Genomic DNA, 25,047 nt, shown 5'->3' with positions numbered 1-25,047 from the left:
TGGGCGGATCTCCCTGACAATGGTCCGGACATCCGCAGGTACTCCGCAGGTACGAGGAAGGCGAAACCGCACCATGGATCTTGGCGTCGGCTGGAAGCTGCACGGAGACGGGCGGACGCCCGCGCCCGGGGCGGTGGTACGCCCCGACGAACGGCTCTCCTGGCCCCGCACGGTCGGACTCGGCGCCCAGCACGTGGTGGCGATGTTCGGGGCGTCCTTCGTGGCTCCCGTCCTCATGGGCCTGGACCCCAACCTGGCGATCATGATGTCCGGCGTCGCGACCGTGATCTTCCTGCTCGCCACCCGCGGCCGGGTGCCCAGCTACCTCGGCTGCTCGCTGTCCTTCGTGGGCGTCGCCGCCGTGATCCGCGCCCAGGGCGGCACGAGCGCCACGGTGACCGGCGCGGTGTTCGTGGTGGGCGTCGCGCTGTTCCTCGTCGGGGTCGCCGTGCAGCGGTTCGGGGCGCGGATCATCCATGCCGCGATGCCGCCGATCGTCACCGGCGCGGTGGTCATGCTGATCGGCTTCAACCTGGCCCCGGTGACCGCGAGCACCTACTGGCCGCAGGACCAGTGGACGGCCCTGCTGGTCATGCTGTTCACCGGTCTGGCGGTCGTCTGCCTGCGCGGTTTCTGGTCCCGGATCGCGATCTTCCTGGGGCTGCTCTTCGGGTACGGCATCTCCTGGGCCTTCGACCGGATCTTCGGCCGCATCCACGCGGTCGACGCGAGCGGCAAGCTCACCGACCACTGGCGGCTGGACCTCTCCGCGGTCGGCCGGGCCGACTGGATCGGGCTGCCGGACTTCCACGGCCCGTCCTTCGAGTGGTCGGCGATCCTCGTCGCCCTCCCGGTCGTCATCGCGCTGGTCGCCGAGAACGCCGGACACGTCAAGGCGGTCGGCGAGATGACCGGTGACCCGCTGGACGACAAGCTCGGCACCGCGATCTCGGCGGACGGCGTCGGCTCGATGCTGTCCACCGCGCTGGGCGGCCCGCCCAACACCACGTACTCCGAGAACATCGGTGTGATGGCCGCGACCCGCGTCTACTCCACGGCCGCCTACTGGGCCGCCGCCGGTTTCGCGCTGCTCTTCGGCCTGTGCCCCAAGTTCGGCGCGGTCGTCGCCGCGATCCCGGGCGGGGTCCTCGGCGGCATCACCGTCATCCTCTACGGCATGATCGGCCTGCTCGGCGCGCAGATCTGGATCAACTCCGGGGTGGACCTGCGCAATCCGCTGAACCTGGTGCCGGCCGCGGCGGGCATCATCATCGGCGTCGGCAACGTGACGATGAAGTTCACGGACACCTTCTCGCTGAGCGGCATCGCGCTCGGCACGCTGGTCGTCATCACCGGCTACCACGCGCTGCGGGCGTTCGCGCCGGCCCATCTGAAGGAGCAGAAGCCGCTGCTGGACGAGGGAACGTCGTCCTATGAGGGCTCGTCCGACGGCTCCTACGACGACGCCAAGTCGTAGGCGTACGACGGGGTGAACGTCCCCGGCGCCCCCTTGCAGCCGTCCGACTCCCCCGGCAGCTTCACCCACAGATAGCCGTCGATGCGGGCCTCACCGGTGTTCAAGGTCGGCGTCCGGCCCAGCTTGCGGCCGTCCGGGTCGCACCACTCGCCGTCGGCCGGGGCGCCGTTGCCGTTGCGGCTGGTGTCGATGACGGCACCGAGGCTCGCCGGGCCGCCGAGGGCCGTCAGGACCCGGCGGTCGTAGGCGATCTCGTCGGCGGTGCGGTGGAAGTTGGAGACGTTGCTGAAGATCCCGTCGGAGGACGCGGCGGAGCCGGCGCCCGCCTGGCGCAGCAGGTCCGCCTGTTTGGCCGCCGGGTGCCAGCCGGAGTGGCCGGCGTCGTAGTAGACGCGCGCCTTGGGGTTCGCGGCCTTGATGACGCGGCCCGCGCGGGCCAACGAGGCGAAGCGGTCGGCGCGTCGGGCGCCGGAGAGACACTCGGACTGGGCGATCGAGTCGGGCTCCAGGATCACGACGACCTCGCCGGAGCCCAGCCCGGCGGCGAACCGGTCGATCCAGGCGTCGTACGCGTCGAGGTCCGGCGCTCCGCCCTTGGAGGCGCCGCCGCAGTCCCGGTCCGGGATCGTGTACGCCACGACGACCGGCACCCTGCCCTGCGCGGCGGCGCCCCCGGTGACGGCCCTGACCCGTGCCGTGACGGTGTCGGGCGCGTACTCGGCGAACCACACGGCCGCCGGCTGGTCGGCGATCCGGGACGCGATGACGTCGTACCGGGGATCGCCGGCGTTGTCGCGGACCCAGTCGAGCACCTGGGAGTCGGGGTGGCGGTAGAGGCGGGCGGCGGTGTGCGCGGGCGGCTGCTTCTTCTCGGTCTTCGTCGGCGTGGGGCTCGCCTGCTTCTTCGGGGCGGTCGACGGGGACGCCGACCCGCTGGTCACCGACGTCGACGGGGCGGGCGGCCGGAGGTCCAGGGTCGGTGACTCCGTCACCTCGGGACGGGCCTCGTTCGCGCCGCGCCCGTCGTCCAGTGCGGACACCATCCCGGTCGCGGTGCCGACGGCGACCACGACGGAGGCCGCCGCGACCATGCCGTTGCGCCGCGCCGCACGCCGCCGCTCCGCCCGGCGCTCGGCCAGGCGACGCGCACGTGAGCCCGACACCCGCTGATCCCTCCCCCACGACGGGCGCGTTCCCCCGTTCTGGGGAAGCGTCGGGCCCGCCACCACTCGGGCCAGCCTAGGCCTGGGACCCTGCGTGCATGGCGCAGTTGGAGCACTTCACCACTCCCGTCGACACCGTCGTCGACCGGATGCGAGCCCTGGACGAGGCCCTTCCGGAGCGGGACGGGATCGCGGTGTTCAACCGCGTCTACCTCGCCGTCACCGAGGCGGTCGACCGGGGCATCGACAGCGGCCGGTTCGCGGACGCGCGGGCCGCGATCACGCTGGACGTGCGGTTCGCCGAGCGGTATCTGCGGGCGGTCGACGCGGTGGCCCGCGACCGGCGCCCGCCCGCCTGCTGGCGGCCGTTGTTCCAGTTCCGCCGGCATCCCGGCGTACGTCCGTTGCAGTTCGCGCTGGCGGGCATCAACGCGCACATCGGGCACGACCTGGCGCTGGCCGTCGTGGACACCTGTCGTACGCTCGACTGCGAACCCGTCGACGTGGAGGACGAGTTCGACCGCGTGGGCGATCTCCTCGTCTCGCTGGAGGAGCGCATCCGCGAAGATCTGATGCCGGGGCCCGACCTGCTCCAGATCGCCGACCCGCTCACCCACCTGCTCGGCGCGTGGAGCCTGGAGCGGGCCCGGGACGCGACCTGGACCGCGGCCCGCGCGCTGTGGGCGTTGCGCGGGCTCCCCGATGTGGCGGCCGAGTTCACCGAACGCCTGGACACGGCGGTGGGATTCGCGGGACGCATGCTGCTCACGCCACTACCGGACTGATCCGGCCAGTCCCGCGCTCACCGCACCCGAACTGTTCAGTGAACGTTGTACGTTCGACAGACAGGCATCCCGTGCAAAGGAGCAGGAATGGCGACACGGCTCGGACTCGGACTCCCCCAGAACAAGCAGTACGACCTCGGCAGGGACGTGCCCGACGTGGCCCGCGCCGCCGAGGGGATCGGCTACGACAGCCTGTGGGTGTACGAGCGCGCCCTGTTCCCCGAGCCCGCCACGCAGGGCCTGTACGGGATAGAGGGTCTGCCCTGGCCGGAGGCGTACCGCGGGGTCGCCGACCCGCTGGTCACGCTCACCCTGGCCGCCGCGGTGACCGAGCGGGCCCGGCTCGGCACCAGTGTGCTGGTCGCCCCGCTGCACGTGCCGTTCCAGCTCGCCAAGTCCCTCGCCTCGCTGGACGCGGCGAGCGGCGGACGGGTCGTCGCCGGCCTCGGCACCGGCTGGTCCCTCGACGAGTACGCGGCCGCGTCCGTGCGCCCCTTCGAGGAGCGCGGGCAGGTCCTGGACGAGCTGATCGAGGTGTGCCGCGCGGTCTGGGGCCCGGACCCGGTGGCGTACGACGGACGGCTCACGAAGATCGCGTCCGCCGTGGTGGGTCCCAAGCCCGCCCGGCCGATCCCGATCCTGCTGCCGGCCATGTCGAAGAAGGCGCAGCGGCGGCTCGTCGACCACGCCGACGGCTGGATGCCGGTCGGTATGGGCGCCGAGACGCTGGCCGCGCAGTGGCGGGGGCTCCAGGAGCTGGCCGCCGAGCGCGGGCGCACGGAGCCGATCCAGACGGTCGTACGCGTCAACACCCGGTACTCGGCGTCCGGCCACTCCGGTGCCGACCGCGCCCCCTTCCAGGGCAGCGTCGACCAGATCGTCGAGGACCTGGTCGCGCATGCCGAGGTCGGCCTGGACGAGATCCTCATCGAGCTCCAGAGCTCCGTGCGGGACGCGCAGGAGTTCAAGGAGGTCGCCGCGGAGGTGTACGAGAAGGCCCGCGCGGCCGGCATCTAGCCCCTGTTGAGCCCTCGCCCTTCGTCGAGTCTCAGTCCTCCGGCAGCTCGACCGGCGCGATCTCGTCGTACACGTCACCCGGTCCCGGGTTGGTCGCGTCGGTGCTGCCGCCGAAGTGGTGCATGACGCCCCAGACCGCGTTCAGCGCGGTCTGGATCGCGCCCTCGGCCCAGCCGGCCGTCCAGGAGACGTCGTCGCCGGCGAGGAAGATGCCGCGCTTGTCCGCGGGCAGCCGGTCCTGCATGAAGTGGGTGAACAGGCGCCGCTGGTAGCGGTAGTGGCCGGGCAGGTTGGCCTTGAACGCGCCCATGAAGTAGGGCTCGTTCTCCCAGGAGACGGTCACCGGGTTGCCGATGATGTGCTTGCGGATGTCGACCTTCGGGTAGATCTCGCCGAGCGACTTCAGCATGACCTCCATCCGCTCGTTCGCGGACAGCGGCAGCCACTTCAGGCTGTCGTCGCACCAGGTGTACGAGAGGCAGATGACGGCCGGCTTGTCGGGGCCGTCGTCGAGGAGATAAGTCCCGCGCGTCATACGGTCGGTGAGGGTCATCGACATGACGTCCCGCCCGGTCTCCTCGTCCTTGTCCAGCCAGAACGGCCGGTCGACGGGCACGAAGAGCTTGCTCGACTCCATGTAGTGGGTGCGCTCGATCGCGGTCCAGTGGTCGATCGGGAAGAGCGAGTCGTCGCAGGCGATCTTCGACAGCAGCATCCAGGACTGGGCGGTGAAGACGGCCGCCTGGTAGGTGCGGATGTCGCCGTTCGCGTCCGTCACGGTGATCCGGTTGTTCGCCGTGCGGTGCAGCCGGGTCACGGCCGGGCGGGGCTCACCGTTCACGTGCAGGCTCGCCAGCGAGGTGCCGTACGCCCAGTGGACGATCTTCTCCGGCGCACGCTCCCACAGCCGCAGCGGCAGCTGCTGGGAGCCGCCGACGATGCCGCGGTGGTGGTCGTCGGCCTCGGTGTAGACGACGCGGAGGATCTCCAGGATGGAGTTGGGGAAGTCGGTGTCCCAGCCGCCGGTGCCGAAGCCGACCTGGCCGAAGATCTCGCGGTGCCGGAAGGACTTGAACGCCTCGGAGTCGCAGAGGAAGCCGTAGAAGGTCTGGTTGTCGAGCTTCTCGACGAGCTTCGCCCAGATCTCCCGGATGCGCGGCACGTCCCGCTCACGCATGGCCTGGTTCATGTCGGAGAAGTCGGCGCCCTCTTCGAGGCACTTGTTCCAGGCGGCGGCGACATCGCGGTAGACCTGCGGCAGGTCGTCGATGGTCTCGGCGTAGTGCGACTCGCCCTTGAGGTCGACGACGGTCGAAGGCGTCGCTTCCGCGAGGGGGTTGGGGAACGGGCGGGTCTCCAGTCCCACCAGGTCGATGTAGTGCTGGAGGGCGGTGGAGGAGGGCGGGAAGCGCATCGCGCCCATCTCGGCGGTCAGGGACGGGTCGCAGCCCTCGAAACCGACGGTCCGCAGCCGGCCGCCGATCTGGTCGGCCTCGTAGACGACCGGCTTCAGGCCCATCTTCATCAGCTCGTAGGCGGCCACGATGCCGGACAGACCGCCGCCGATGACCGCGACCTCGGTGCCGTGCTCGGTCGCCGGTATCTGGCCGAGGCCCGCCGGGTGGGCGAGGAAGTCGTCGTACGCGTACGGGAAGTCCGGGCCGAACATGGTGATCGGCGGCTGCTGCTCGTCGGCGTGCTGGACGGCGGTGGGCACCGTGGACGTCATGGGGTACGGACTCCTTGCGAATGCTGCGAAGACTGCGGGGGTGTTCAGACGTAGAGCTCGGGACGCCGGTCCCGCAGATACGGGTTGGCCTCGCGGGAGGCGGCGAGGAAGGCCGGGTCGGCGTCCGCGAACACCAGTTGCTCCTCGCGTCCGGCGCGGGTGCGGGCGATCCCGTCGGGGCCGGCGAGGACGGAGAGCCCGACGAACTCGAACTCCCCTTCCTGGCCGACCCGGTTGACGTAGGCGACGTACATCTGGCTCTCGAAGGCCCGCACCGGGATCATCGACTCGGCGACGAACTGGAACGGGTGCATCTGGGCGGTCGGGACGAGAAGGAGGTCCGTGCCGGCCAGCGCGTGCGCCCGGACGTTCTCCGGGAACTCGACGTCGTAGCAGATCAGCAGGCCGACGGTCAGACCGTTCAGCTCGGCCTGTACGACGTGCTGCTCGCCCGGCGTGAAGTGGTCGCGCTCGAAGCAGCCGAAGAGGTGGGTCTTGCGGTAGTTGGCGAGGCGCTCGCCGGCGGCGGAGATCAGCTGGGCGGAGTTGAAGACCGAACCGGAAGACGCTTCCGGGTATCCGTACGCGATGGCGACCCCGTGCCGCGCGGCGATCTCCGCGACCGCGTCCGCGGCCTCCCCGTCGGCCGGCTCGGCGAGGCGGGCGATGTCGTCACCGATGGCGTACCCGGTGAGGAACATCTCCGGCGCGGTCAGCAGTCCGGCGCCCGCGGCGGCGGCACGGCCCACGGCCTCGTCGAGGACCTTGAGGTTCCCGTCGACCGAGCCGGGGCGGCCGGAGCTCTGGAGCAGGGCGGTGCGCATGCGTGATCCTCACCGGGGGGCGAAAAGGGTGGTTGCGGGGGCCATCTAGACGGTACGGCCGCCTGACCAGGCCCGACAAGAAGGAGCCGTTGCGCGCCGCCGAGCGGTTCATTGCGCGCGAGGCGGCTTCGGCGGCGATTCGTTGCGTCGGCTGCCGGGGAGGCCGCCGAGGACCAGGGCGGTGACCAGGTAGGGCACCGCCAGGATCACGAAGACGGTACTGTGCGCGACCCGCGCGCCGAGCAGGGCGTACGCCGCGAACGTGACGACCGTGAGGAGTTCGGTGCCCAGGCTCGCCACCGAGGTGAGGGTGGCCCGGCGGGCGTCGTCGATGCGGTGCTGGAGGCGTACGTCGGCGAGCACCTCCGCCAGCTGGAAGCCCCCGAAGGCGAGGCCCACGAGCGCGATACCGGCCGGGGTGCGGACCGCGGCGCCGACCGCCATCGCCAGCGCGGAGCCCGCCAGCAGCCAGGCCGTTCCGGTGCCGCCGAGGCGTTCGGCGGGCCCGGTCAGCAGGCTCGCCGCGGTGACGAGCGTCCAGACGAGCAGGATCAGATAGGGGACGGTCGCCTCGGCGACGCCGGTGTCGCGGACCAGCAGGGGCGTGTACTCGTCGAGCGCACCCCACACCGCGGCGACGGCCGGGATCAGCAGCAGGGCGCCCCGGACGGAACGGTTCCCGCGCGCCTCGCCGAGCCCGCCGCGCAGGGTCACCCACCAGCCGTCACCGCCGGACTCCCGCCCCGCGCGGTGCTCGGGGAGCCGGGTCGCCGCCGCGGCGGCGAGCGCACAGGCGAGGACACTCGCCGCGCCCACCATCGGATAGCCGCCCAGCGCGAACACCGGCCCGGCCAGCCCGATCGACGCCATGGTGGCGGCCAGCCGCGCCGCGCGGACCCGCCCCATCACGCGCGCGTACCGGCCGGCGGCGCCGAGCCGCTCCAGTTCGTCGTACGCCAGCGCCTCCAGCGAGCCGGAGCAGAGTGCTCCGCCGACGCCCCACAGGACGAAGCCGAGCGCGAAGGACCAGTACGCCGGGGCAAGCACCCACAGCGTGAAGCCGACGGCGTTGAACAGCGGGCCGACCCACAGCAGCAGCCGTCGGGACACGGCGTCGGCCAGGGCGCCGGAGGGGACCTCCAGCACCACGCCGGTGATCGACCACAGGGCGAACAGCGAGGAGATCTGCCAGAGCGACATCCCCGTGTCCGCGAACAGCAGCGCGTACACGGGGTAGAGCAGCACGAAGTCGTCGAGGAACGCGTAGCCGTACAGCGTGCGCGTCAGCCGACGGACAGCGGTCGCGGGCACACGTGCGGGTGAGAGTGTCATGAGGCCTTCCCGGAAGGGCGGTTCGGACGTCGTCGGTACGGCGTCCGAGGCGGCCCTCGGGAGGCACGGCTGGTGGATCAATGTCGCCAGGTCATGACACCGATGCTAGACAGGTCCCGGCCCGCTGCCCAGCGAAAAAGTGGTGATCACGGCGGCGTGGTCGGACGGCCAGTCGTTGTCCGCGACGTCCGGGCAGGGGCGCGGCGAGCCGCTGACGAACGTCCGGGAGTCCAAGACGCGCAGGCCTCGGTGGAGGACGAAGTCGATCCGGTCCTGCGGCTCCGGGTGGACGACCACCGGCGACCAGGTGTGGCCGGGGTCCCGCACGGGATCGGGACGGGCCTGCCGGTAGGAGTCGGCGAAGCCCGCCTCCTCGGCCGCCCGGGTGACCGGCCACTCGACGCCCGGCCAGTCCAGGTGGGAGGGGCAGTTGAAGTCACCGACGAGGACGACGGGCGAGGCCGGTCCGATCCGGCGCAGGGTGTCGCGCATCTGCCCGAGCCGCACCTCCTCGTGCGCGAGCGGCTCGGCCTCGTAGGGCCCGTACCGCTCGTAGTCCAGATGCGCCGTCCAGACCTCGACCTCCTGACCGGCCACGGCGATCCGCGCGCCGGCGGCTCCGTAGAACCCCACGTCCGGGTCGCCGAGGACGGCGGTGATCGGGTACCGGCTGATGATCCCGAGGTTCTCCCCGGCCCGGTGGTGGTGCCAGCCGAGCGCCTGGGCGAGTTCCTCGGCGGCGGTGCCGTACGTCTCCTGGAGACCGACCACGTCCACGTCGGTCTCGGCGATGACCTTGAGCTGCTTGGCCCGGTGGTCGTGCACCTTGGTGCCGCCGTACCAGAGGTTCCAGGTCATGACCCGGAGGCGGTACGGGAGGAGGGCGCGCAGTGCCGAGGGGGTCACCCCGGCCAGGCTGGTCCCGACCGTCCGGCCGGGTGCCGCCTCGATGGGGGCGAGGGACGGCACGGCGAGCACCGTGCAGCCCGCCGCCTCGGCGGAGGCGACGCCGGTCGCGGTGTCCTCGACGGCGACGCATCCCGAGGGGTCGACGCCGAGCGCGTGGCACGCGGCGAGATACGGGTCCGGCTCGGGCTTGGTGCGGTCGGTGTCGTCGGCGGTGACCGAGACGCCGAAGCGGTCCGCCCCCAGCACGTCGAGCACGGTGTCGGCGACCGACCGGGGGGACGCGGTCACCAGGGCCGTCGGCACTCCCTCGCGGGCCAGCGCGTCGAGCAGGTCGAGCGCGCCGGGGCGGGGCACGACACCGGTGCGGACGCGGTCGGCGAACTCCTGGTGAAGGGCGTCGGCGAGGCCGGCGGCCGGGGCGCCGGTGGCCGCGGACAGCCAGCCGGCGGTGTGCTCGACGGGGCGGCCGAGGACGTCCGCCCGATCCGCCTCGGTAAGGTCCCGCCCGGCGACCCGCTGCACCGCCTCCCACCACAGCCGCTCGGTGTCGACGAGCGTGCCGTCCATGTCGAACAGGACGGCCTGGAGCGGGAGTCGGGTCATCTCGGTCTCTTTCATGCGGTACGTTCCGCGACCAGCACCGGCCGCTCGGGCAGGGACACGTTCACCGAGGCACCGGCGGTCAGACCGGTGGTCTCGTGCGCGGGCAGGTCGGCCTTCACCTCGCTGCCGTCGGCGAGCCGCACGGTGACGCGTACCGCGGCGCCCAGGAAAGACGTGGCGAGCACGCGGGCCTTGCCGTCCGCGTCGGCGCCCACCCGGACGGCCTCCGGCCGCACCAGCACGTCCACCTCACCGGCCTGCGGCCCCGTGCCGTCGACCGGCAGCCGCTGCCCCAGCACGTCGACCACGCCGTCGGAGACCCGGCCCGGAATCCGGCTCATGGTCCCGACGAACTCGGCGACGAAGGCGGTGGCGGGCCGGCCGTACAACTCGGCGGGTTCCGCGCACTGTTCGAGCTTCCCGGCGTGCATCACGGCGACCCGGTCGGCCATGGACAGGGCCTCCTCCTGGTCGTGGGTGACGAACAGGGTGGTGATGCCGAGCTCCTGCTGGAGCCGCCTGATCTCCTCGCGGAGGGTGAGCCGCACCTTGGCGTCGAGCGCGGACAGCGGTTCGTCGAGGAGCAGCACCCGGGGCCGCAGGGCGAGGGCGCGGGCCAGCGCGACGCGCTGCTGCTGGCCGCCGGAGAGCTGGTGCGGATAGCGCCCGCCCTTGTCGGCGAGGCCGACCAGTTCCAGCAACTCGGCGGCACGCGCCCGCCGTTCACCGGTACGCACCCCGCGCATGCGCAGCCCGAAGGCCACGTTGTCGACCGCGTCGAGGTGCGGGAAGAGGCTGTACGACTGGAAGACCATCCCGGCGTCACGCCGGTGGGCCGGGACCCGGGTGACGTCCTCGCCGTCGACCAGCACCTCGCCGGAGTCGGGGTGTTCGAAGCCGGCGAGCATCCGCAGGGCGGTGGTCTTGCCGCAGCCGGACGAGCCGAGCAGGGCGAGCAGCTCACCCGGGCGGACGGTGAGGTCGAGGCCGTCGAGCGCGACCGTGGCCCCGAACTCCCTTCTGAGTCCCCGGAATTCGACGGTGGCGGCCTTCTCGGTGGTCTGCACGGCGGCGACGTTCTCGTTCGTTTTCATGGTTCAACCCCGGGACGTGGTACGGGAGCGCCCGCCGAAGCCGGCCAGGACGAGGAGCAGCAGCCAGGTGACGAGCAGGCTCATCACGGACACGGCGACGGACAACTGGGCCTGGGAGCCGCTGACGTTGACGATCCACACCGCGAAGGGCTGGAAGCCGAGGAGCTGGGCCACGGTGAACTCGCCGAGCACCAGCGCCAGCGTGAGGAAGGAGGCGTTGAGCAGGGCGCCGCGCAGGTTGGGCAGCACGGCCTGGACCAGGGCCTGCGGCCAGCTCGCGCCACAACTGCGGGCGGCCTCGACGAGGGTGGGGACGTCGATCGCGCGCAGTCCGGCGTCCAGGGCCCGGTACACGAAGGGGAGCGCCATCACGACGTACGCCAGGACGAGCACGACCGGGAAGTCGGGGTTCTGGATCGCCACGAAGGTCTGGAACAGCGGGGTGCGGGAGAGGTGTTCGGGCCCCCACTTCAGGACCGTGACGATGCCGGCGACGAACGCGATCGGCGGCACGACCAGCGGCAGCGAGCACACCACCTCCACCACCGGCCGCAGCTTCGGCGCGCCGAGCCGCAGCGCGACCATGGCGGGCACCATCAGCAGCAGGACGACGGCGATGGTGGCGAGGGCCAGTTCCAGCGAGAGCAGCAGACTGGAGCCGAAGCCGCCGGTGGACAGGATCTGCGTGTAGGCGTCGGCAGTGAGGCCCTGCCCCGGTACGTCGACCGTGAAGACGACGGAGGCGGCCAGCGGCACCAGGAAGTACAGCCCGGCGAGGCCGAACACGCCCCACCGCCACAGGTTCAGGCGAGCCATCGCGCACTCCTCCGCTGCAGGGGCAGGTACACCGCCATGACGAGGCCCGCGACGAGGACCATGTCGAGGCTGAGGGCGAGCGCCACGTTCTCCTGGCCGACGAGCACGTTGCCGGAGAGGGCGTCGGCGATCTGGAGGGTGATCAGCGGGACGGAACTGCCCACGATCGCGGCGGCGGTGGCGTAGGCGGCGAAGGCGCTGCCGAAGAGCAGCACGAACCCGCCGAGGAGCGTGGGCAGCAGGACGGGCAGGGCGACGTGCAGCCAGTACTGCGCGGTGGTCGCCCCGTTGTTCTGCGCGGCCTCGCGCCACTGGACGCGCAGCCCCTCCAGGGCGGGGGTGATGGTGAGGACCATCAGCGGGATGAGGAAGTAGAGGTAGACGACGACCAGTCCCCAGAAGCTGTACAGGTCCCAGCCCTTGTCGGTGAGGCCCAGGTGCCGGGTCAGCACGCCGGCGTTGCCGAGGGTGGCGACGAAGGCGAAGGCGAGCGGGACGCCGCCGAAGTTGGCGAGGACGCCGGACGCGGTGAGCACGGCCTCGCGCAGCGCGCGGTACCGGGAGGTGACGACGGCCTGGGCGAGCGGCAGCCCGAGGAGCGTCGCGAGGGCGGCGGAGACGGCGGACAGCTTGACGCTGCCGAGGAGGGCGGTGAGGTAGGCGCCCTGCAGCGAGGCGGTCAGGTTGGCCGTGGTGTAGGCGCCGGTGCTCTTGGCCGTGAAGGCGCCGTCGAGGACCGCCCAGGCGGGCAGCCCGAAGGCCACCGCGGTGAAGACGAGCAGCGGCAGGACGGCGACCCAGCCGAGCGACCGGCGCCGCCGCTTCACCGCAGCGGCGGGCGCCGTGTCGACCCGCGGGAGCGTGGCCGTCATCCGGAGACGGCCTTCGCCCAGCCCTGTCCGAGGACCGTCTTGGCCTTGTCCTGCTGGGCCTCGGTCGGGAAGGAGGGCGTGCCCGAGACCTTCGGGAGCTTGGCGGCGGCGGTCTTGTCGAGGGTGCCGGCCTTCTCCATGGCGGTCATCAGGGCCGGGCGGGCGTAGCCCTTGAGCCACAGGTTCTGGCCCTCGGCGCTGTAGAGGTACTCCTGCCACAGGCGGGCGGTCGCCGGGTGCGGGGCGTCCTTGTTGATGGCCTGGGAGTAGAACTGGGAGAACTGGCCGTCGCTCGGTACGGCGACCTTCCAGTCCACGCCCTTGGACTTGAACTCGTCGGCGTACCCGGCGTTGAGGTAGTCCCAGTCGATGCTGATGGGCGTCTCGCCCTTCTCGACGGTGGCCGGGGTCGACTCGACGGGCGTGTAATTGCCGTTGTCCTTGAGCTTCTTGAAGAAGTCGAGGCCGGGCTGGATGTCGTCGAACGAGCCGCCGTTCGCGAGCGCGGCCGCCCAGACGCCGCCGAACGCCGAACCGGACTTCGTGGGGTTGCCGTTGAGGGCGACCTGGCCCTTGTACTGCGGCTTGAGCAGGTCGGCGAAGGTGGTGGGACAGCTCTTGACGCGCTTGGCGTCGCAGCCGATGGAGATGTAGCCGCCGTAGTCGTTGTACCAGCGGGCCTGGGCGTCCTTCTGCCCGCTCGGGATGTCGGCGAACGAGGCGACCTTGTAGGGCGCGAGGAGCCCCTGCTGGGCGGCGCTGATCGCGAAGGAGCTGCCGAGGTCGAGGACGTCGGGGGCGCGGTCCTGGCCCTTGCGCGACGTCACGGCGTTGATCTCGTCCTGGCTGGCGCCGTCGGGGTTCTCGACGGCGATCTTGATGCCGTACTTCTTCTCGAACCCGTCGATGAGCGCACCGTAGTTGGCCCAGTCGCGGGGCAGGGCGATGGCGTTGAGCTTGCCCTCCTTCTTGGCCGCCTTGACGAGGGCGTCGAGTCCGCCGAAGTCGGCGGCGGAGGTGGCGGTGGCGGCGTTCTTGCCGTCGGCGGTGGTGGACGCGGTGTCGGGGGCGGCGCCGCAGGCGCTCAGGGTGAGCGCGGCTATGGCGCCGAGGGCGGCGGTTCTCGGCAGGGACAAGGTCACGGCTTCTCCAGGGCGTTGAGAACTTGTCTGAACAAGTTGGCCCCAGTAAGGCTGCCGCTGGTGTCGTCTTCGTAAACACTGAAAAAACCCTGACCCCCGAATTCCGGGCCAATCAAGGTCCCCTCCACCCATCGCCAGATGTCGACTAGGCTGGTCACGCTGTGCACAGCATTCGACTCAGAGGGGAAGCATGGCGGCGCGACACGAGGAGATCGCCGACGAACTGCGCCGGGCGATCGACCGCGAGGAGTACACGGTCGGCAGCCGCCTGCCCGCCGAGACAGACCTCGCGGCCCAGTACGGCGTCTCACGCGGCACGGTCCGCCAGGCGGTCGCGGCCCTGACCGCCGAGGGGCTCATCGGCTCCCGCCAGGGCGCCCGCCGCGTGGTGCTGGCCAGCCGCCGCAGCCAGAGCTTCGCGGAACTGCGCAGCTTCGCCCAGTGGGCGCGGGCGATGGGCCGCGAGGCGACGGGCCAGGTGATCACGCAGGAGTACCGGCCGGCCACCGCCGAGGACGCCGTACGCCTCCAACTGCGTACGGGCACGCCGGTGTTGCACGTCCTGCGGGTCCGCGGCCTGGACGGCGAACCGGTGCTCCTCGAACGGACGGTGTACGCCGACTGGATCTCCCCGGCGGTCGAACCCATCGAGCCGGACTGCCCGTCCGTCACCCAACGTCTGTACGACGACACCGGGTTGGTCTTCGCGTACGGCGAGCATGTCATCGACGCGGTGGCGGCGGGCGCCCAGGACGCGGACCTCCTGTCCGTCCGCCGCACCAGCCCGCTGCTGCGGGTCCGCCGCGTGACGACGACGCGCGAGGGCCGCCCGGTGGAGTGGTCGGACGACCGCTACCGCTCGGACGCGGTGAGTTTCAGCGTCCACAACTCGATGGACAACAACGCGCTGGCGAGGAAGACGGCGGAGTAAAGGGCCTTTAGGGGCGCGGGGAACTGCGCGACCAGCCACGAACCACCCGCACCCGGCACACGGCAGATCGCCCCGAGCTCGCCCCCGCCCCTACCCCGGCGCCCCCGACGAGAACCGCCTCAGCAACGGCGACAACACCAACACCGACTTGGTCCGCTCCACGAACGGCTCCCCGGCGATCCGCTCCAGCACCCTCTCGAAGTGCCGCATGTCCGACGCGAAGACCTGCACGACCGCATCCGCGTCCCCGGTGACCGTGGACGCGGCGACCACCTCCTGGTACCGCTCAAGACCCCGCCGGATCGTCTCCGGCGACGTGTTGTGCCGGCAGTAGATCTCGACGAACCCCTCGGTCTCCCACCCCAGCGCCGACGGATCGACCCGCACCGTGAACCCGGTGATCGCGCCGGTGGCCCGCAGCCGGTCGACGCGGCGTTTCACCGCGGGCGCGGACAGGCCGACGATCTGCCCGATGTCCGCGTAGGAGCGGCGGGCGTCCTCGGCGAGGGCGTGGACGATGCGTTCGTCGAGATCGTTGAGCACGGTGGGTGGTTCAGCTCTCAGGTGATGCGGGCGTTGCGGTCGTCGCGAGACGGGAACGGCGATGGCCGTATACGAAGTAGAACACGAGCCCGGCCGCCATCCAGACTCCGAAGACCACCCAGGTGACGGCGGACAGGCTGCCCATCATCCAGACGCAGAAGCCGAGCCCCAGCACCGGCAGCACCGGCGACAGCGGCACCCGGAAGGTGCGCGGCATCTCCGGACGCGTCCGGCGCAGCACCACGACGGCGATGTTGACCAGCCCGAAGGCGAAGAGTGTGCCGATGCTGGTGGCGTCTGCGAGCTGCCCCAGCGGGATCGCGGCGGCGAGGACACCGCAGAACAGGGAGACGATCACCGTGTTGGCCCGCGGCGTGCCGGTCTTCGGGTGCACGCGCCCGAACACCTTCGGCACCAGCCCGTCCCGGGACATCGCGAAGAGGATGCGAGTCTGCCCGTAGAGCACGGTCAGCACCACACTCGCGATGGCGATGACCGCGCACGCGGCCAGCAGGGTCCCCCAGAAGCTCTGTCCGGTCACCTCGCGCATGATCTGGGCGAGCGCGGCCTCGGAGTCCCCGAACCGCTGCCAGGGCCTCGCGCCGACGGCGACGGCCGCGACGAGGACGTACAGCGCGGTGACGATGACCAGCGACAGCATGATCGCGCGCGGCAGGTCGCGCTGGGCGTTCTTCGCCTCCTCGCCGGCGGTGGAGGCGGCGTCGAAGCCGATGTACGAGAAGAAGAGCGTCGCCCCGGCCGCGCTGACGCCCGCCATGCCGAGCGGCATGAAGTGCTCGTAGTTGCCGGCGCGGAAGCCCTGGATGCCGATGGCGCAGAACAGCACCAGCGCACCGATCTTCACGACGACCATGACGGTGTTGGCTCGCGCGGACTCCCGCGCGCCGCCCAGCAGGAACGCCATGGCGAGGAGGACGACGATCAGCGCCGGCAGGTTGAAGATGCCGCCGTCACCGGGCGGGGCGGACAGCGCGTCCGGGATGGTGACGCCGATGGTCCCGTCGAGCAGCTCGTTCAGGTACTGGCCCCAGCCGACCGCGACGGCGGCGACCGAGACGCCGTACTCCAGCAGCAGACACCAGCCGCAGACCCAGGCGACCAGTTCGCCGAGGGTTGCGTACGCGTACGAGTACGACGAGCCGGAGACCGGGATGGTGCCCGCGAGCTCGGCGTAGGACAGGGCCGAGAAGAGGGCCGTCAGTCCGGCGATGACGAAGGACAGGGTGACGGCGGGGCCGGCCTTGGGCACGGCCTCGCCGAGGACGACGAAGATGCCGGTGCCGAGCGTGGCACCGATGCTGATCATGGTCAGCTGCCACAGCCCGAGGGTGCGGCGCAGACTGCCGCCCTCGCCCTGGCCGCCCTCGGCGACCAGGCGTTCCACGGGCTTGCGCCGCATCAGGCGTGCACCGAGACCCGGGGACGGTGTGGTGCGGGGGTGCGGGGGTGCGCCTTGGTCGAGCACGCGCTGACTCCTTCGTCGCTGCGGTCGGCGCGAGGGGGACCGGCGGGGCACCCGCGCAAGCGGGAACCCACCGAGCGGGGTCCCCGCCACGCCACGTACAGCGCATGACCCTATGAGCCAGGGCATCACGGTCGTAATGCAGCAACTTTGCGCATACGCGCAAGATCGTTGCGTTCATCGCATGCGGGCGCCTGTTTGTTGTGCGGTCCCGCAATACGGCTTCCCCAGCGGCGCGCCTAGCTCCAGCTGGCGTGCAGCGGCTTGCCCTCCGCGTAGCCGGCCGCGCTCTGGATGCCGACGACCGCCTTCTCGGCGAACTCCTCCAGGGAGCCCGCACCGGCGTAGGTGCAGGAGGAGCGGACGCCCGCGATGATCGAGTCGACCAGGTCCTCGACGCCCGGACGGGCCGGGTCGAGGAACATGCGGGAGGTGGAGATGCCCTCCTCGAACAGCGCCTTGCGGGCGCGGTCGTAGGCCGACTCCTCGGACGTGCGGTTGCGCACCGCCCGCGCGGAGGCCATGCCGAACGACTCCTTGTAGAGCCGTCCGTCGGCGTCCTGCTGGAGGTCGCCAGGCGACTCGTACGTCCCCGCGAACCAGGACCCGATCATCACGTTGGACGCACCGGCGGCCAGCGCCATGGCGACGTCACGCGGGTGCCGGACACCGCCGTCGGCCCAGACGTGCTTGCCGTACTTCCTGGCCTCCGCCGCGCACTCCAGCACCGCCGAGAACTGCGGCCGGCCCACGCCGGTCATCATGCGGGTGGTGCACATGGCGCCGGGGCCGACACCGACCTTGATGATGTCCGCGCCGGCCTCGATGAGGTCCCGCACCCCCTCGGCGGCGACGATGTTGCCGGCCACGATCGGCACCTGCGGGTCGAGCGCCCGTACGGTCCTGATCGCGCTGATCATCGACTCCTGGTGGCCGTGCGCGGTGTCGATGACGAGCGTGTCCACGCCCGCGTCGAGCAGCTGCTTGGCCTTGCCCGCGACATCGCCGTTGATGCCGACGGCGGCGGCGATCCGCAGCTTGCCGTTCGCGTCCACGGCAGGCGTGTAGAGCGTGGCGCGCAGGGCGCCCTTGCGGGTGAGGATGCCGGCCAGCTTGCCCTCGGCGTCGACGGCCGGGGCGTAGCGCCGGTTGGCCGCGTCGAGGCGGTTGAAGGCCTCGCGGGGGTCGATGTCGGCGTCCAGGAGCAGCAGGTCGCGCGACATGACGACCTCCAGCTGCGTGAAGCGGTCCACGCCGGTCAGGTCCTGGTCGGTGACGACACCGACGGGACGGCCCTCGTCGTCGACGACGACACCGGCGTTGTGCGCCCGCTTGGGCAGCAGCGCGAGGGCGTCCGCGACGGTCTGGTGGGGGGCCAGCACGATCGGGGTGTCCAGGACGTGGTGGCGGCTCTTCACCCAGGAGACGACGTCGGTGACGACCTCGATCGGGATGTCCTGCGGGATGACCACGAGGCCACCGCGCCGGGCCATCGTCTCGGCCATACGGCGTCCGGCGATGGCGGTCATGTTGGCGACGACCAGCGGGATCGTGGTGCCCGAGCCGTCCGGGGAGCTGAGGTCCACGCCCTGCCGCGAGCCGACGGCGCTCCGGCTCGGCACCATGAAGACGTCGTCGTACGTCAGGTCGTACGGGGGCTGGATGTCGTTGAGGAAACGCACGTGCTGCACATCCCAGTCGATCAGAGGTGGCCCCCGGACAGGTCAGCCAGGGGGAAGAGCACGTACTTCATTGTCCCATGTCAACCTGAATGCGATGCCCGGACAGATCGTCCAAGCAGGTCAGAGGGCCGCTAGGAGGATCCTCCAAGGGCGAGCGCCACAGAGGGCACGGACGCCTCGGAGAACACCTCGCGCGCCACCGCCCACTCCTCCGGCCGCGCCTCGGCGTACCGCTCCCAGTGCCGTACGACGACCACGATCCCGGCCTCGACGGCTTCCGCGGGCCAGACGCCCGGGTCGGACAGGACGTCGGCCAGGGCGTCCCAGTTGCGGCCGAAGTGGTCCGGCAGCCGCAGGTCCCGCGCGCAGCGGTCCATCAGCCCGGCCTTGTCGGTGACCCCGTCGAGGTCCAGCGTGACCACAACTTCGGTCATCTCAGCACCGCCCGGAACGAGTTGTAGTGATCGTCGGTGTAGTAGATCTCGTCGCCCCGGCCCGTGACAATGCGCCGGGCCCCGCGATCGCGCGAGCCCGGCGTGGGGACGGTGTACTCGTGGTAGTAACCACGCTCGTGGGCGGGGAGCAGCCGTTCCCGGTTCCCGAAGACGGCCCCGTCCCTGGAGTACGGGAAAGGCCCGCCGTCGTCGATGAGTTCGAGCGTCTCGCGGGCCTGCGCGGGGAGCCGGGCCTCCTGGACGGTGGCCATGTCACCGACCCACGACGGAGTGGCCTCGTCGGAGGCCCGGGTCGACGAGCACCCGAGCACGAGGAGAAGCAGGCAGAGGACGAACCGCAGCGGCATGTCACCCACGCTGCCACGGCCGCCCTCCCCCGACCTTCCGTCAGAGGCCGTCCGGGTCAGCCCTGTTCAGCGCGGGCTTCGGCGTCGGCCCCGCCGCCATCAGCACATCGGCGGCGGACGTGTCCGTGACGAGGCTGGTGACCAGCCCGGACCGCAGCACCGCGTCGATCGCCATCGCCTTGCGGGCCCCGCCCGCGATCGCGACGACCTCGGGGATACGGCGGAGCTGGTCCGCCTTGACGGTGATGCACCGCTCCCCCAGGTCCCGGCCCACCCGGCGCCCCTGGGCGTCGAAGAGGTGCGCGGACATCTCGGCGGCGACGCCGAGGGAGGCGTAGTGCGCCCGCTCCTCGTCACTCAGCATGTCGTGCACCGTGGAGATGCCCGGCTCCCAGGAGCCGATCGACACACAGGCGACGGTGACCTTGTCGAAGTACTCGAAGGCCCGCGCGATCCCTGTCTGGTTGCGCAGCGCGGCCGCGGTGGCCGCGTCCGGCAGCAGCATCGGCGCGTAGATGGGGTGGGCGTCCCCGCCGGAGACCTGGGCCGCACGGCGTACCGCCTCCACCGAGCCGCGCTCGGCGGTCCCGGCGTCGTACACGCCCGTCAGCTGCACCACCGTGCACGGCGGCAGCCGGTCGAGGGCGGCCGCCATGTGGATGGTGGACCGGCCCCAGGCGAGCCCCAGGACATCGCCCTCGTTGACGAGTTCGCCGAGCAGGTCGGCGGCCGTCTCACCGAGGTTCTCGGGGTCCGGCGACTCCTCGGCGTCCGCCGGGGACTCCACCACGACGGCGTGCCTGAGGCCGTACCGGGCACGCAGCGCGTCCGAGCGCTCGGCGTCCAGCTCGGCCGGGACGCGGATCTCGATCCGTACGAGATCCCGTTCGAGAGCGGTCTCCAAGACCCTGGCCACCTTGAAGCGGCTCACGCCGAACTCCTCGGCGATCTGGATCTTCGATTTGCCCTCGAGGTAGAAGCGGCGGGCCATGGCCGCCGCCTGCACCAGCTCAGCGGGTCCCATCCGCATGGCTGACCGGCCCGCCGACATACCCGACACGGCCATCTCCTCACTGCTGTTCACACTCTGGATTCGCCGTTCATCCTTGCAGATCCGGCGGACTCGATCAGCCCTGATGGGAGCCGTTCACGTTCCTGTGGCTCAGTGGCCGCATGCCCAGCTCGCCTTGGCGGTGGCCCCTTCCGCTTGGTTGCGCAGTGCACGTACCGCCTCGGCCGGGTCGGACGCGTTGTAGACGGCCGAACCGGCGACGAAGACGTCCGCTCCGGCGTCGGCACACCGCTCGATGGTGGAGGCCGCGACTCCGCCGTCCACCTGGAGCCACAGTTCGAGGCCGTGCTTGCTGATCAACTCGCGGGTGCGGCGGATCTTCGGGAGCATGATGTCGAGAAACGCCTGTCCCCCGAAGCCCGGCTCCACGGTCATGATCAGCAGCATGTCGAGCTCGGGGAGCAGATCCTCGTACGGCTCGATGGGCGTCGCGGGCTTCAGCGCCATGGAGGCGCGGGCGCCCTTGGCGCGGATCTCCCGGGCGAGCCGGACGGGGGCGGCGGCCGCCTCGACATGGAAGGTGACGGAACCGGCCCCCGCCTCGACGTACTGGGGCGCCCACCGATCGGGGGCCTCGATCATCAGATGGCAGTCCAGCGGAGTGTCCGTCGCACGGGCCAGCGACTCTACGACCGGCACGCCGAGCGTGAGGTTCGGGACGAAATGGTTGTCCATGACGTCGACGTGGAGCCAGTCGGCTCCCTCCACCGCCTTCGCCTCGTCCGCGAGGCGGGCGAAGTCTGCGGACAGGATGCTGGGGTTGATCTGCACGGCCATGTGCCAAGCCTGCCATGCCCTCCGGGGGTTGGCCGCATGGGTCCCGGATGGGTACGGTCATTTGTCCGGTGCGGGCCGAATGTGGCTGGTCGCGCAGTTCCCCGCGCCCCTTACCCGGCGTGGTTGCGGGGGTTGGCATGAGTGACGAGCGTGGCATCGCACATCTGGTGTGCGGACGGCGGGCCAAGTGGGTCGTCCTGGTGCTGTGGCTGGTGGTGCTCTTCCTGACCGCGCCCCTCGCCTCCAAGCTCACCGACGCGCAGGACAACGACGCCGCGTCCTGGCTGCCCGGCTCCGCCGAGTCCACCCAAGTCCTCCAGATCTCCGAGGACTTCAGGCCCGAGCAGATCCCCGCGGTCGTCATCTACGCGCGCGAGAGCGGCCTCACGGCCCAGGACAAGGCCCAGATCACCCAGGACGCCCAGCAGCTCAAGCAACTCCGCGACCACGGCGTCCGCGGGGCCGAGACCCGCGGCCCGGTCTACGACCGCGAGACGAACCCGCGCGCGGCCCAGATCCTCGTCCCCATCACGATGGACGAGAAGGGCTGGGAGGAGATCGCCCCCGCGGTCGACTCCATCCGGGACATCACCGGGAAGGGCGGCGCCGGCCTCGCCGTGCACATCACGGGCCCGGGCGGCACCTCCGCGGACTTCTCCGAGGCCTTCGAGGGCATCGACTCCACCCTGCTGCTGGCGGCGATGGGCGTGGTGATCGTGATGCTCCTGATCACCTACCGCAGCCCGACCCTCCTGATCGTCCCCCTGCTGTCGGTGATCGCGGCCCTGTTCACCGCGCAGGCGTTCATCTATCTGCTGGCGCAACACGCGGGCCTGACGGTCAACGGCCAGAGCGCGGGCATCCTCACGGTCCTCGTCTTCGGCGCGGGGACGGACTACGCCCTGCTCCTGGTGGCCCGCTACCGGGAAGAGCTACGACGGCACGAGGACCGCCACGAGGCCATGGCCCTGGCGCTGCACCGGGCGGGCCCGGCGGTGATCGCGTCCGGCGCCACGGTAGTCCTGAGCATGCTGGTGCTGCTGGCCGCCGAGATGAACTCGACGCGAGGCCTCGGCCCGGTCGCCGCGATCGGCGTCGCGGTCGCACTGCTGGCGATGATGACCCTGTTCCCCGCCCTGCTGGTGATCTGCGGCCGCTGGATCTTCTGGCCGGCGATCCCGCACTTCGGTTCGGCCGACCCCACGGACCGCGGCATCTGGGCGCGCACGGGCCGCCGTATCGCCCGCCGCCCCCGCATGATCTGGGGCGTCACGGCGGTGGCCCTGGCGATCTGCTCCCTGGGCCTGATCCAGTTGCGCGCGGAGGGCATCAGCAACGCCGACGCCTTCACCGGCAAGCCGGACTCGATCTCCGGCCAGGAGGTCTCGGCCACGTACTTCCCGGCGGGCAGCGGCGACCCGCTGGTCATCGTCAGCAACCAGCCCCAGGCCCGGCAGGTGGGCGAGGCCGTGGCGGGCACCCGGGGCGTGGTCCCCGACTCCCTGGGCCTGCCTCCGGGCACGAAACCCTCGTACGACGGCAAGGTGCTCTTCGAGGCGACGATGACCGCCCCGTCCGACAGCGAGGCCGCCAAACAGACGGTCGAGCGCGTACGTGACGCCGTCCACGCGATCCCGGACGCCGACGCCCAGGTGGGCGGCGGTACGGCGGCCCTGCTCGACATGGACAAGGCCACCGCCCACGACAACGAGCTGATCATCCCGCTCGTCCTGGTCGTGGTCATGCTGATCCTGTGCGCCCTGCTGCGGGCGCTGATCGCCCCGCTGCTGCTGATCGGCACGGTGATCCTGTCGTTCGCGGCGGCCCTGGGGCTCAGTGCGCTCGCGTTCAGGTACGTGTTCGACTACGCGGGCGAGTCGACGGACTTCCCCTTGTTCGTCTTCGTCTTCCTGGTCGCCCTCGGGATCGACTACAACATCTTCCTCACGACCCGCATCCGCGAGGAGGCCGCCCGCCAGGGCACCCGCCCCGGCGTGGTGACCGGCCTCGCGGCGACCGGCGCGGTGATCACCTCGGCGGGCCTGGTCCTGGCCGGCACCTTCGCCGCCCTGGGCACGCTCCCGATGGTCGCGTTCGCGGAGATCGGTTTCGCGGTGGCGCTGGGCATCATCCTGGACACGTTCATCGTGCGATCCGTGCTGGTGACGGCGTTGTTCCTGGACCTGGGTCCGAAGGTGTGGTGGCCGCACCGGTTGTCGAAGGAGGACGGAGCCGAGACGCCGGCCCCTGAGGAGACGACGGTGGGACAACGCCGTTAGGGGTGCGGGGAACTGCGCGAACGGCCCCACGCACCCGCACTGGCACCACGGCCCGACCCTACGGCGCTGTCTTCCGAATCAACGCCAAATACATCGCATCGGTGCCATGCACATGCGGCCACAACTGCACATCAGGCCCCTCACCAAGCTCAGGCACCCCGGGCAGCAGAGGCCGCGCGTCGATCAGCTCGGCATCCGGCACCTGCTTGAGCACGTCCTGCACAACGGCCCGAGTCTCAGCGAGGTGAGGCGAGCACGTGGCGTACCCGACGACACCCCCCACCCGCACGGAGTCGAGCGCGGTCCGCAACAGCCCGCGCTGCAACGGCCCGAACCCCTCGAGATCCTCAGGCCGCCGACGCCACCGCGCCTCGGGCCGCCGGCGCAACGCCCCCAGCCCGGTGCACGGCACGTCCACCAGCACCCGGTCGAAACTCCCGGCCCGCCAAGGCGGCTGCGTCCCGTCCGCGGCGATCACCTGATACGGCCCCGGATTCCCAGCCAACGCCTTGGCGACGAGCCCCGCCCGATGCGGCTGCTTCTCGGAGGCGAGGAGCATGGCCCCCCGCTCGGCGGCCAGCGCACCGAGCAGCGCCGCCTTCCCACCGGGACCCGCACACCCGTCGAGCCACTTCTCGTCGGGGCCGTCGAGCGGCGCGTTGGCCAGGGCGATGGCCACCAACTGGCTGCCCTCGTCCTGCACCCCGGCCCGCCCGTCCCGTACGGCCTCGATGGCGCCGGGCTCGCCGCCCTCGGTCAGCCGTACGGCATAGGGCGACCAGCGCCCGGCGACGGCGGCCTCCTCGCGCAGCAGTTCCTCGGTGGTGGCCCGGCCCGGCCTGGCGACGAGGGTCACCTCGGGCCGCTCGTTGTCGGCGGCGAGCAGCGCCTCGATGCCCGCGCGCCCACCCCCGAGGGAGTCCCAGAGCGCGGACACGACCCACCGCGGATGCGAGTGCACGACGGCGAGATGGTCCTCGGGATCGTCGTCGTAGGGCGGCGCGACCTTGGCGATCCACCCCTCCAGATCGTCCTGCGCGACCTTCCGCAGCACGGCGTTGACGAACTTGGCCCGCCCGTCACCGAGCACCACCCGGGCCAGCTCGACGGAGGCGGACACGGCGGCGTGGGTCGGGATGCGCGTCCCGAGCAGCTGATGCACCCCGAGGCTCAGCACGTCCAGCACCGGCGGGTCGACCTCACGCAACGGCCGGTCGATGCACGCGGAGACGACCGCGTCGTACGTCCCCTGCCGCCGCAGCGTCCCGTAGACGAGCTCGGTGGCGAGCGCGGCGTCCCGCCCGTCGAAGTCGCCTTTCTCCCGCGCCTTGCGCAGCAGCGGCGGCAGTACGAGGTTGGCGTACGCGTCCCGCTCGTCCACGGCCCGCAGGGCCTCGAAGGCGAGGATGCGGACGGGGTCCTTCTTGGGCCGACGGTAGGGCTTGCCGGACGGGCGGGGCCGACGGGGCTGGTCGCTCACGAAAAAGGTGCTCCGGATGTCTTGAAGGAATACGCACCAAGCGTACGTCCCCCACGTCGGCGCGCCAGGGCCTGTCCGGCGGATCAGGTCGCAGGAAAGCCCCAGCACCTGATTGGCCCCGGTGAACGGGATCTGGCACTCCCCCACTGCCTCAAGGGCGTGGGAGGTACCCCCATGCTGCAAGGCGGAGGAGGGCGGCGACGCGTGGGGCCCCTCCCACGCGAGGTCGTTCGAG

Annotated in this window: 22 protein-coding genes; 5 read left to right on the top strand and 17 right to left on the bottom strand. The window is 71.4% G+C overall.

Going from position 1 to position 25,047, the window contains the following annotated elements; all coding sequences use genetic code 11:
- The first annotated feature begins 73 nt into the window (after window positions 1–73).
- On the top strand, window positions 74–1,477 hold the full coding sequence (locus ACFUO4_RS43485) for a uracil-xanthine permease family protein (RefSeq protein ID WP_079308767.1): 1,404 nt from the start codon (window positions 74–76) through the stop codon (window positions 1,475–1,477).
- Here ACFUO4_RS43485 and ACFUO4_RS43480 read toward each other — a convergent pair.
- On the bottom strand, window positions 1,456–2,568 hold the full coding sequence (locus ACFUO4_RS43480) for a glycoside hydrolase family 6 protein (protein ID WP_383496362.1): 1,113 nt from the start codon (window positions 2,566–2,568) through the stop codon (window positions 1,456–1,458). The genes ACFUO4_RS43485 and ACFUO4_RS43480 overlap by 22 nt on opposite strands.
- A 170-nt stretch (window positions 2,569–2,738) precedes the next feature.
- On the opposite strand from ACFUO4_RS43480, the gene ACFUO4_RS43475 reads away from it, so the two are divergent.
- Together ACFUO4_RS43475 and ACFUO4_RS43470 are read left to right on the top strand one after the other, a co-directional pair.
- A complete protein-coding gene (locus tag ACFUO4_RS43475) occupies window positions 2,739–3,425 on the top strand; it encodes a DUF5995 family protein (RefSeq protein ID WP_383496212.1) in 687 nt (228 codons plus the stop codon).
- An 87-nt stretch (window positions 3,426–3,512) separates the two neighbouring features.
- Complete coding sequence (locus ACFUO4_RS43470) at window positions 3,513–4,442, top strand: LLM class F420-dependent oxidoreductase (RefSeq protein ID WP_383496209.1); 930 nt, start codon at window positions 3,513–3,515, stop codon at window positions 4,440–4,442.
- A 31-nt stretch (window positions 4,443–4,473) separates the two neighbouring features.
- On the opposite strand, the gene ACFUO4_RS43465 is transcribed toward ACFUO4_RS43470, so the two are convergent.
- The 8 genes from ACFUO4_RS43465 to ACFUO4_RS43430 form a co-directional block, all read right to left on the bottom strand.
- Window positions 4,474–6,171 carry an NAD(P)/FAD-dependent oxidoreductase gene (locus ACFUO4_RS43465; protein ID WP_079308764.1) on the bottom strand — a complete coding sequence of 566 codons (1,698 nt, stop codon included), beginning with the start codon at window positions 6,169–6,171 and terminating at the stop codon, window positions 4,474–4,476.
- 44 nt (window positions 6,172–6,215) lie between these two features.
- Window positions 6,216–6,995 (bottom strand): carbon-nitrogen hydrolase family protein, encoded by a 780-nt coding sequence (locus ACFUO4_RS43460; RefSeq protein ID WP_383496206.1) that lies wholly within the window; start codon window positions 6,993–6,995, stop codon window positions 6,216–6,218.
- 108 nt (window positions 6,996–7,103) lie between these two features.
- Window positions 7,104–8,327, bottom strand: coding sequence for an MFS transporter (locus ACFUO4_RS43455; RefSeq protein WP_383496203.1), 1,224 nt, complete (start codon window positions 8,325–8,327; stop codon window positions 7,104–7,106).
- 105 nt (window positions 8,328–8,432) lie between these two features.
- Window positions 8,433–9,839: an HAD-IA family hydrolase gene (locus ACFUO4_RS43450; protein ID WP_383496200.1), complete on the bottom strand. Its 1,407-nt coding sequence runs from the start codon at window positions 9,837–9,839 to the stop codon at window positions 8,433–8,435.
- A gap of 11 nt (window positions 9,840–9,850) precedes the next feature.
- Window positions 9,851–10,933, bottom strand: a complete 1,083-nt coding sequence (locus ACFUO4_RS43445) for an ABC transporter ATP-binding protein (protein ID WP_383496197.1) — start codon at window positions 10,931–10,933, stop codon at window positions 9,851–9,853.
- A 3-nt stretch (window positions 10,934–10,936) separates the two neighbouring features.
- Window positions 10,937–11,749 (bottom strand): ABC transporter permease, encoded by an 813-nt coding sequence (locus tag ACFUO4_RS43440; RefSeq protein ID WP_079308761.1) that lies wholly within the window; start codon window positions 11,747–11,749, stop codon window positions 10,937–10,939.
- Window positions 11,737–12,621, bottom strand: a complete 885-nt coding sequence (locus tag ACFUO4_RS43435) for an ABC transporter permease (protein ID WP_383496193.1) — start codon at window positions 12,619–12,621, stop codon at window positions 11,737–11,739. The genes ACFUO4_RS43440 and ACFUO4_RS43435 overlap by 13 nt, the downstream gene beginning before the upstream one ends.
- A complete protein-coding gene (locus ACFUO4_RS43430; protein WP_383496190.1) occupies window positions 12,618–13,763 on the bottom strand; it encodes an ABC transporter substrate-binding protein in 1,146 nt (381 codons plus the stop codon). The genes ACFUO4_RS43435 and ACFUO4_RS43430 overlap by 4 nt, the downstream gene beginning before the upstream one ends.
- Before the next feature lie 190 nt (window positions 13,764–13,953).
- On the opposite strand from ACFUO4_RS43430, the gene ACFUO4_RS43425 reads away from it, so the two are divergent.
- Window positions 13,954–14,694, top strand: a complete 741-nt coding sequence (locus ACFUO4_RS43425; RefSeq protein WP_383496187.1) for a GntR family transcriptional regulator — start codon at window positions 13,954–13,956, stop codon at window positions 14,692–14,694.
- A 90-nt stretch (window positions 14,695–14,784) separates the two neighbouring features.
- Here the strand turns inward: ACFUO4_RS43425 and ACFUO4_RS43420 are convergent, their stop codons facing one another.
- The 7 genes from ACFUO4_RS43420 to rpe all read right to left on the bottom strand — a co-directional run bounded on the left by ACFUO4_RS43420 (window position 14,785) and on the right by rpe (window position 21,053).
- Window positions 14,785–15,237 carry an Lrp/AsnC family transcriptional regulator gene (locus ACFUO4_RS43420; RefSeq protein ID WP_079308758.1) on the bottom strand — a complete coding sequence of 151 codons (453 nt, stop codon included), beginning with the start codon at window positions 15,235–15,237 and terminating at the stop codon, window positions 14,785–14,787.
- Window positions 15,238–15,247: 10 nt separating this feature from the next.
- Window positions 15,248–16,723, bottom strand: a complete 1,476-nt coding sequence (locus tag ACFUO4_RS43415; RefSeq protein WP_079308757.1) for an amino acid permease — start codon at window positions 16,721–16,723, stop codon at window positions 15,248–15,250.
- 236 nt (window positions 16,724–16,959) lie between these two features.
- Window positions 16,960–18,402, bottom strand: coding sequence for a GuaB1 family IMP dehydrogenase-related protein (locus ACFUO4_RS43410; protein WP_179143342.1), 1,443 nt, complete (start codon window positions 18,400–18,402; stop codon window positions 16,960–16,962).
- Between the two features lie 131 nt (window positions 18,403–18,533).
- Window positions 18,534–18,836, bottom strand: coding sequence for a barstar family protein (locus ACFUO4_RS43405; RefSeq protein ID WP_079308755.1), 303 nt, complete (start codon window positions 18,834–18,836; stop codon window positions 18,534–18,536).
- Window positions 18,833–19,204, bottom strand: coding sequence for a ribonuclease domain-containing protein (locus ACFUO4_RS43400; RefSeq protein ID WP_383496182.1), 372 nt, complete (start codon window positions 19,202–19,204; stop codon window positions 18,833–18,835). Before ACFUO4_RS43400 ends, ACFUO4_RS43405 begins: the two co-directional genes overlap by 4 nt.
- 40 nt (window positions 19,205–19,244) lie before the next feature.
- Window positions 19,245–20,288: a sugar-binding transcriptional regulator gene (locus ACFUO4_RS43395; protein ID WP_059196357.1), complete on the bottom strand. Its 1,044-nt coding sequence runs from the start codon at window positions 20,286–20,288 to the stop codon at window positions 19,245–19,247.
- Window positions 20,289–20,366: 78 nt separating this feature from the next.
- Window positions 20,367–21,053: a ribulose-phosphate 3-epimerase gene (gene rpe, locus ACFUO4_RS43390; RefSeq protein ID WP_079308753.1), complete on the bottom strand. Its 687-nt coding sequence runs from the start codon at window positions 21,051–21,053 to the stop codon at window positions 20,367–20,369.
- Window positions 21,054–21,190: 137 nt separating this feature from the next.
- Here rpe and ACFUO4_RS43385 point away from each other — a divergent pair, with 137 nt between their 5' ends.
- The gene (locus ACFUO4_RS43385) at window positions 21,191–23,332 is read left to right on the top strand and encodes an MMPL family transporter (protein ID WP_383496178.1); all 2,142 of its coding nucleotides are present in this window, start codon (window positions 21,191–21,193) and stop codon (window positions 23,330–23,332) included.
- Window positions 23,333–23,390: 58 nt separating this feature from the next.
- On the opposite strand, the gene ACFUO4_RS43380 is transcribed toward ACFUO4_RS43385, so the two are convergent.
- A complete protein-coding gene (locus ACFUO4_RS43380) occupies window positions 23,391–24,812 on the bottom strand; it encodes an RsmB/NOP family class I SAM-dependent RNA methyltransferase (protein WP_383496175.1) in 1,422 nt (473 codons plus the stop codon).
- Between the last annotated feature and the right edge of the window lie 235 nt (window positions 24,813–25,047).

The organism is Streptomyces sp. NPDC057280 (assembly GCF_042668605.1).
Classification (GTDB): Bacteria; Actinomycetota; Actinomycetes; order Streptomycetales; family Streptomycetaceae; genus Streptomyces.
This window is presented reverse-complemented; position numbering and strand designations above follow the sequence as displayed.

Coding starts and splice junctions, on each gene's coding strand:
- ACFUO4_RS43425 (WP_383496187.1), top strand. CDS start 13,954: ATGGCGGCGCGACACGAGGAGATCGCCGACGAACTGCGCCGGGCGATC.
- ACFUO4_RS43440 (WP_079308761.1), bottom strand. CDS start 11,749: ATGGCTCGCCTGAACCTGTGGCGGTGGGGCGTGTTCGGCCTCGCCGGG.
- ACFUO4_RS43485 (WP_079308767.1), top strand. CDS start 74: ATGGATCTTGGCGTCGGCTGGAAGCTGCACGGAGACGGGCGGACGCCC.
- ACFUO4_RS43400 (WP_383496182.1), bottom strand. CDS start 19,204: ATGCCGCTGCGGTTCGTCCTCTGCCTGCTTCTCCTCGTGCTCGGGTGC.
- ACFUO4_RS43455 (WP_383496203.1), bottom strand. CDS start 8,327: ATGACACTCTCACCCGCACGTGTGCCCGCGACCGCTGTCCGTCGGCTG.
- ACFUO4_RS43405 (WP_079308755.1), bottom strand. CDS start 18,836: ATGACCGAAGTTGTGGTCACGCTGGACCTCGACGGGGTCACCGACAAG.
- ACFUO4_RS43445 (WP_383496197.1), bottom strand. CDS start 10,933: ATGAAAACGAACGAGAACGTCGCCGCCGTGCAGACCACCGAGAAGGCC.
- ACFUO4_RS43385 (WP_383496178.1), top strand. CDS start 21,191: ATGAGTGACGAGCGTGGCATCGCACATCTGGTGTGCGGACGGCGGGCC.
- ACFUO4_RS43470 (WP_383496209.1), top strand. CDS start 3,513: ATGGCGACACGGCTCGGACTCGGACTCCCCCAGAACAAGCAGTACGAC.
- ACFUO4_RS43450 (WP_383496200.1), bottom strand. CDS start 9,839: ATGACCCGACTCCCGCTCCAGGCCGTCCTGTTCGACATGGACGGCACG.
- ACFUO4_RS43465 (WP_079308764.1), bottom strand. CDS start 6,171: ATGACGTCCACGGTGCCCACCGCCGTCCAGCACGCCGACGAGCAGCAG.
- ACFUO4_RS43475 (WP_383496212.1), top strand. CDS start 2,739: ATGGCGCAGTTGGAGCACTTCACCACTCCCGTCGACACCGTCGTCGAC.
- rpe (WP_079308753.1), bottom strand. CDS start 21,053: ATGGCCGTGCAGATCAACCCCAGCATCCTGTCCGCAGACTTCGCCCGC.
- ACFUO4_RS43435 (WP_383496193.1), bottom strand. CDS start 12,621: ATGACGGCCACGCTCCCGCGGGTCGACACGGCGCCCGCCGCTGCGGTG.
- ACFUO4_RS43480 (WP_383496362.1), bottom strand. CDS start 2,568: ATGGTCGCGGCGGCCTCCGTCGTGGTCGCCGTCGGCACCGCGACCGGG.
- ACFUO4_RS43460 (WP_383496206.1), bottom strand. CDS start 6,995: ATGCGCACCGCCCTGCTCCAGAGCTCCGGCCGCCCCGGCTCGGTCGAC.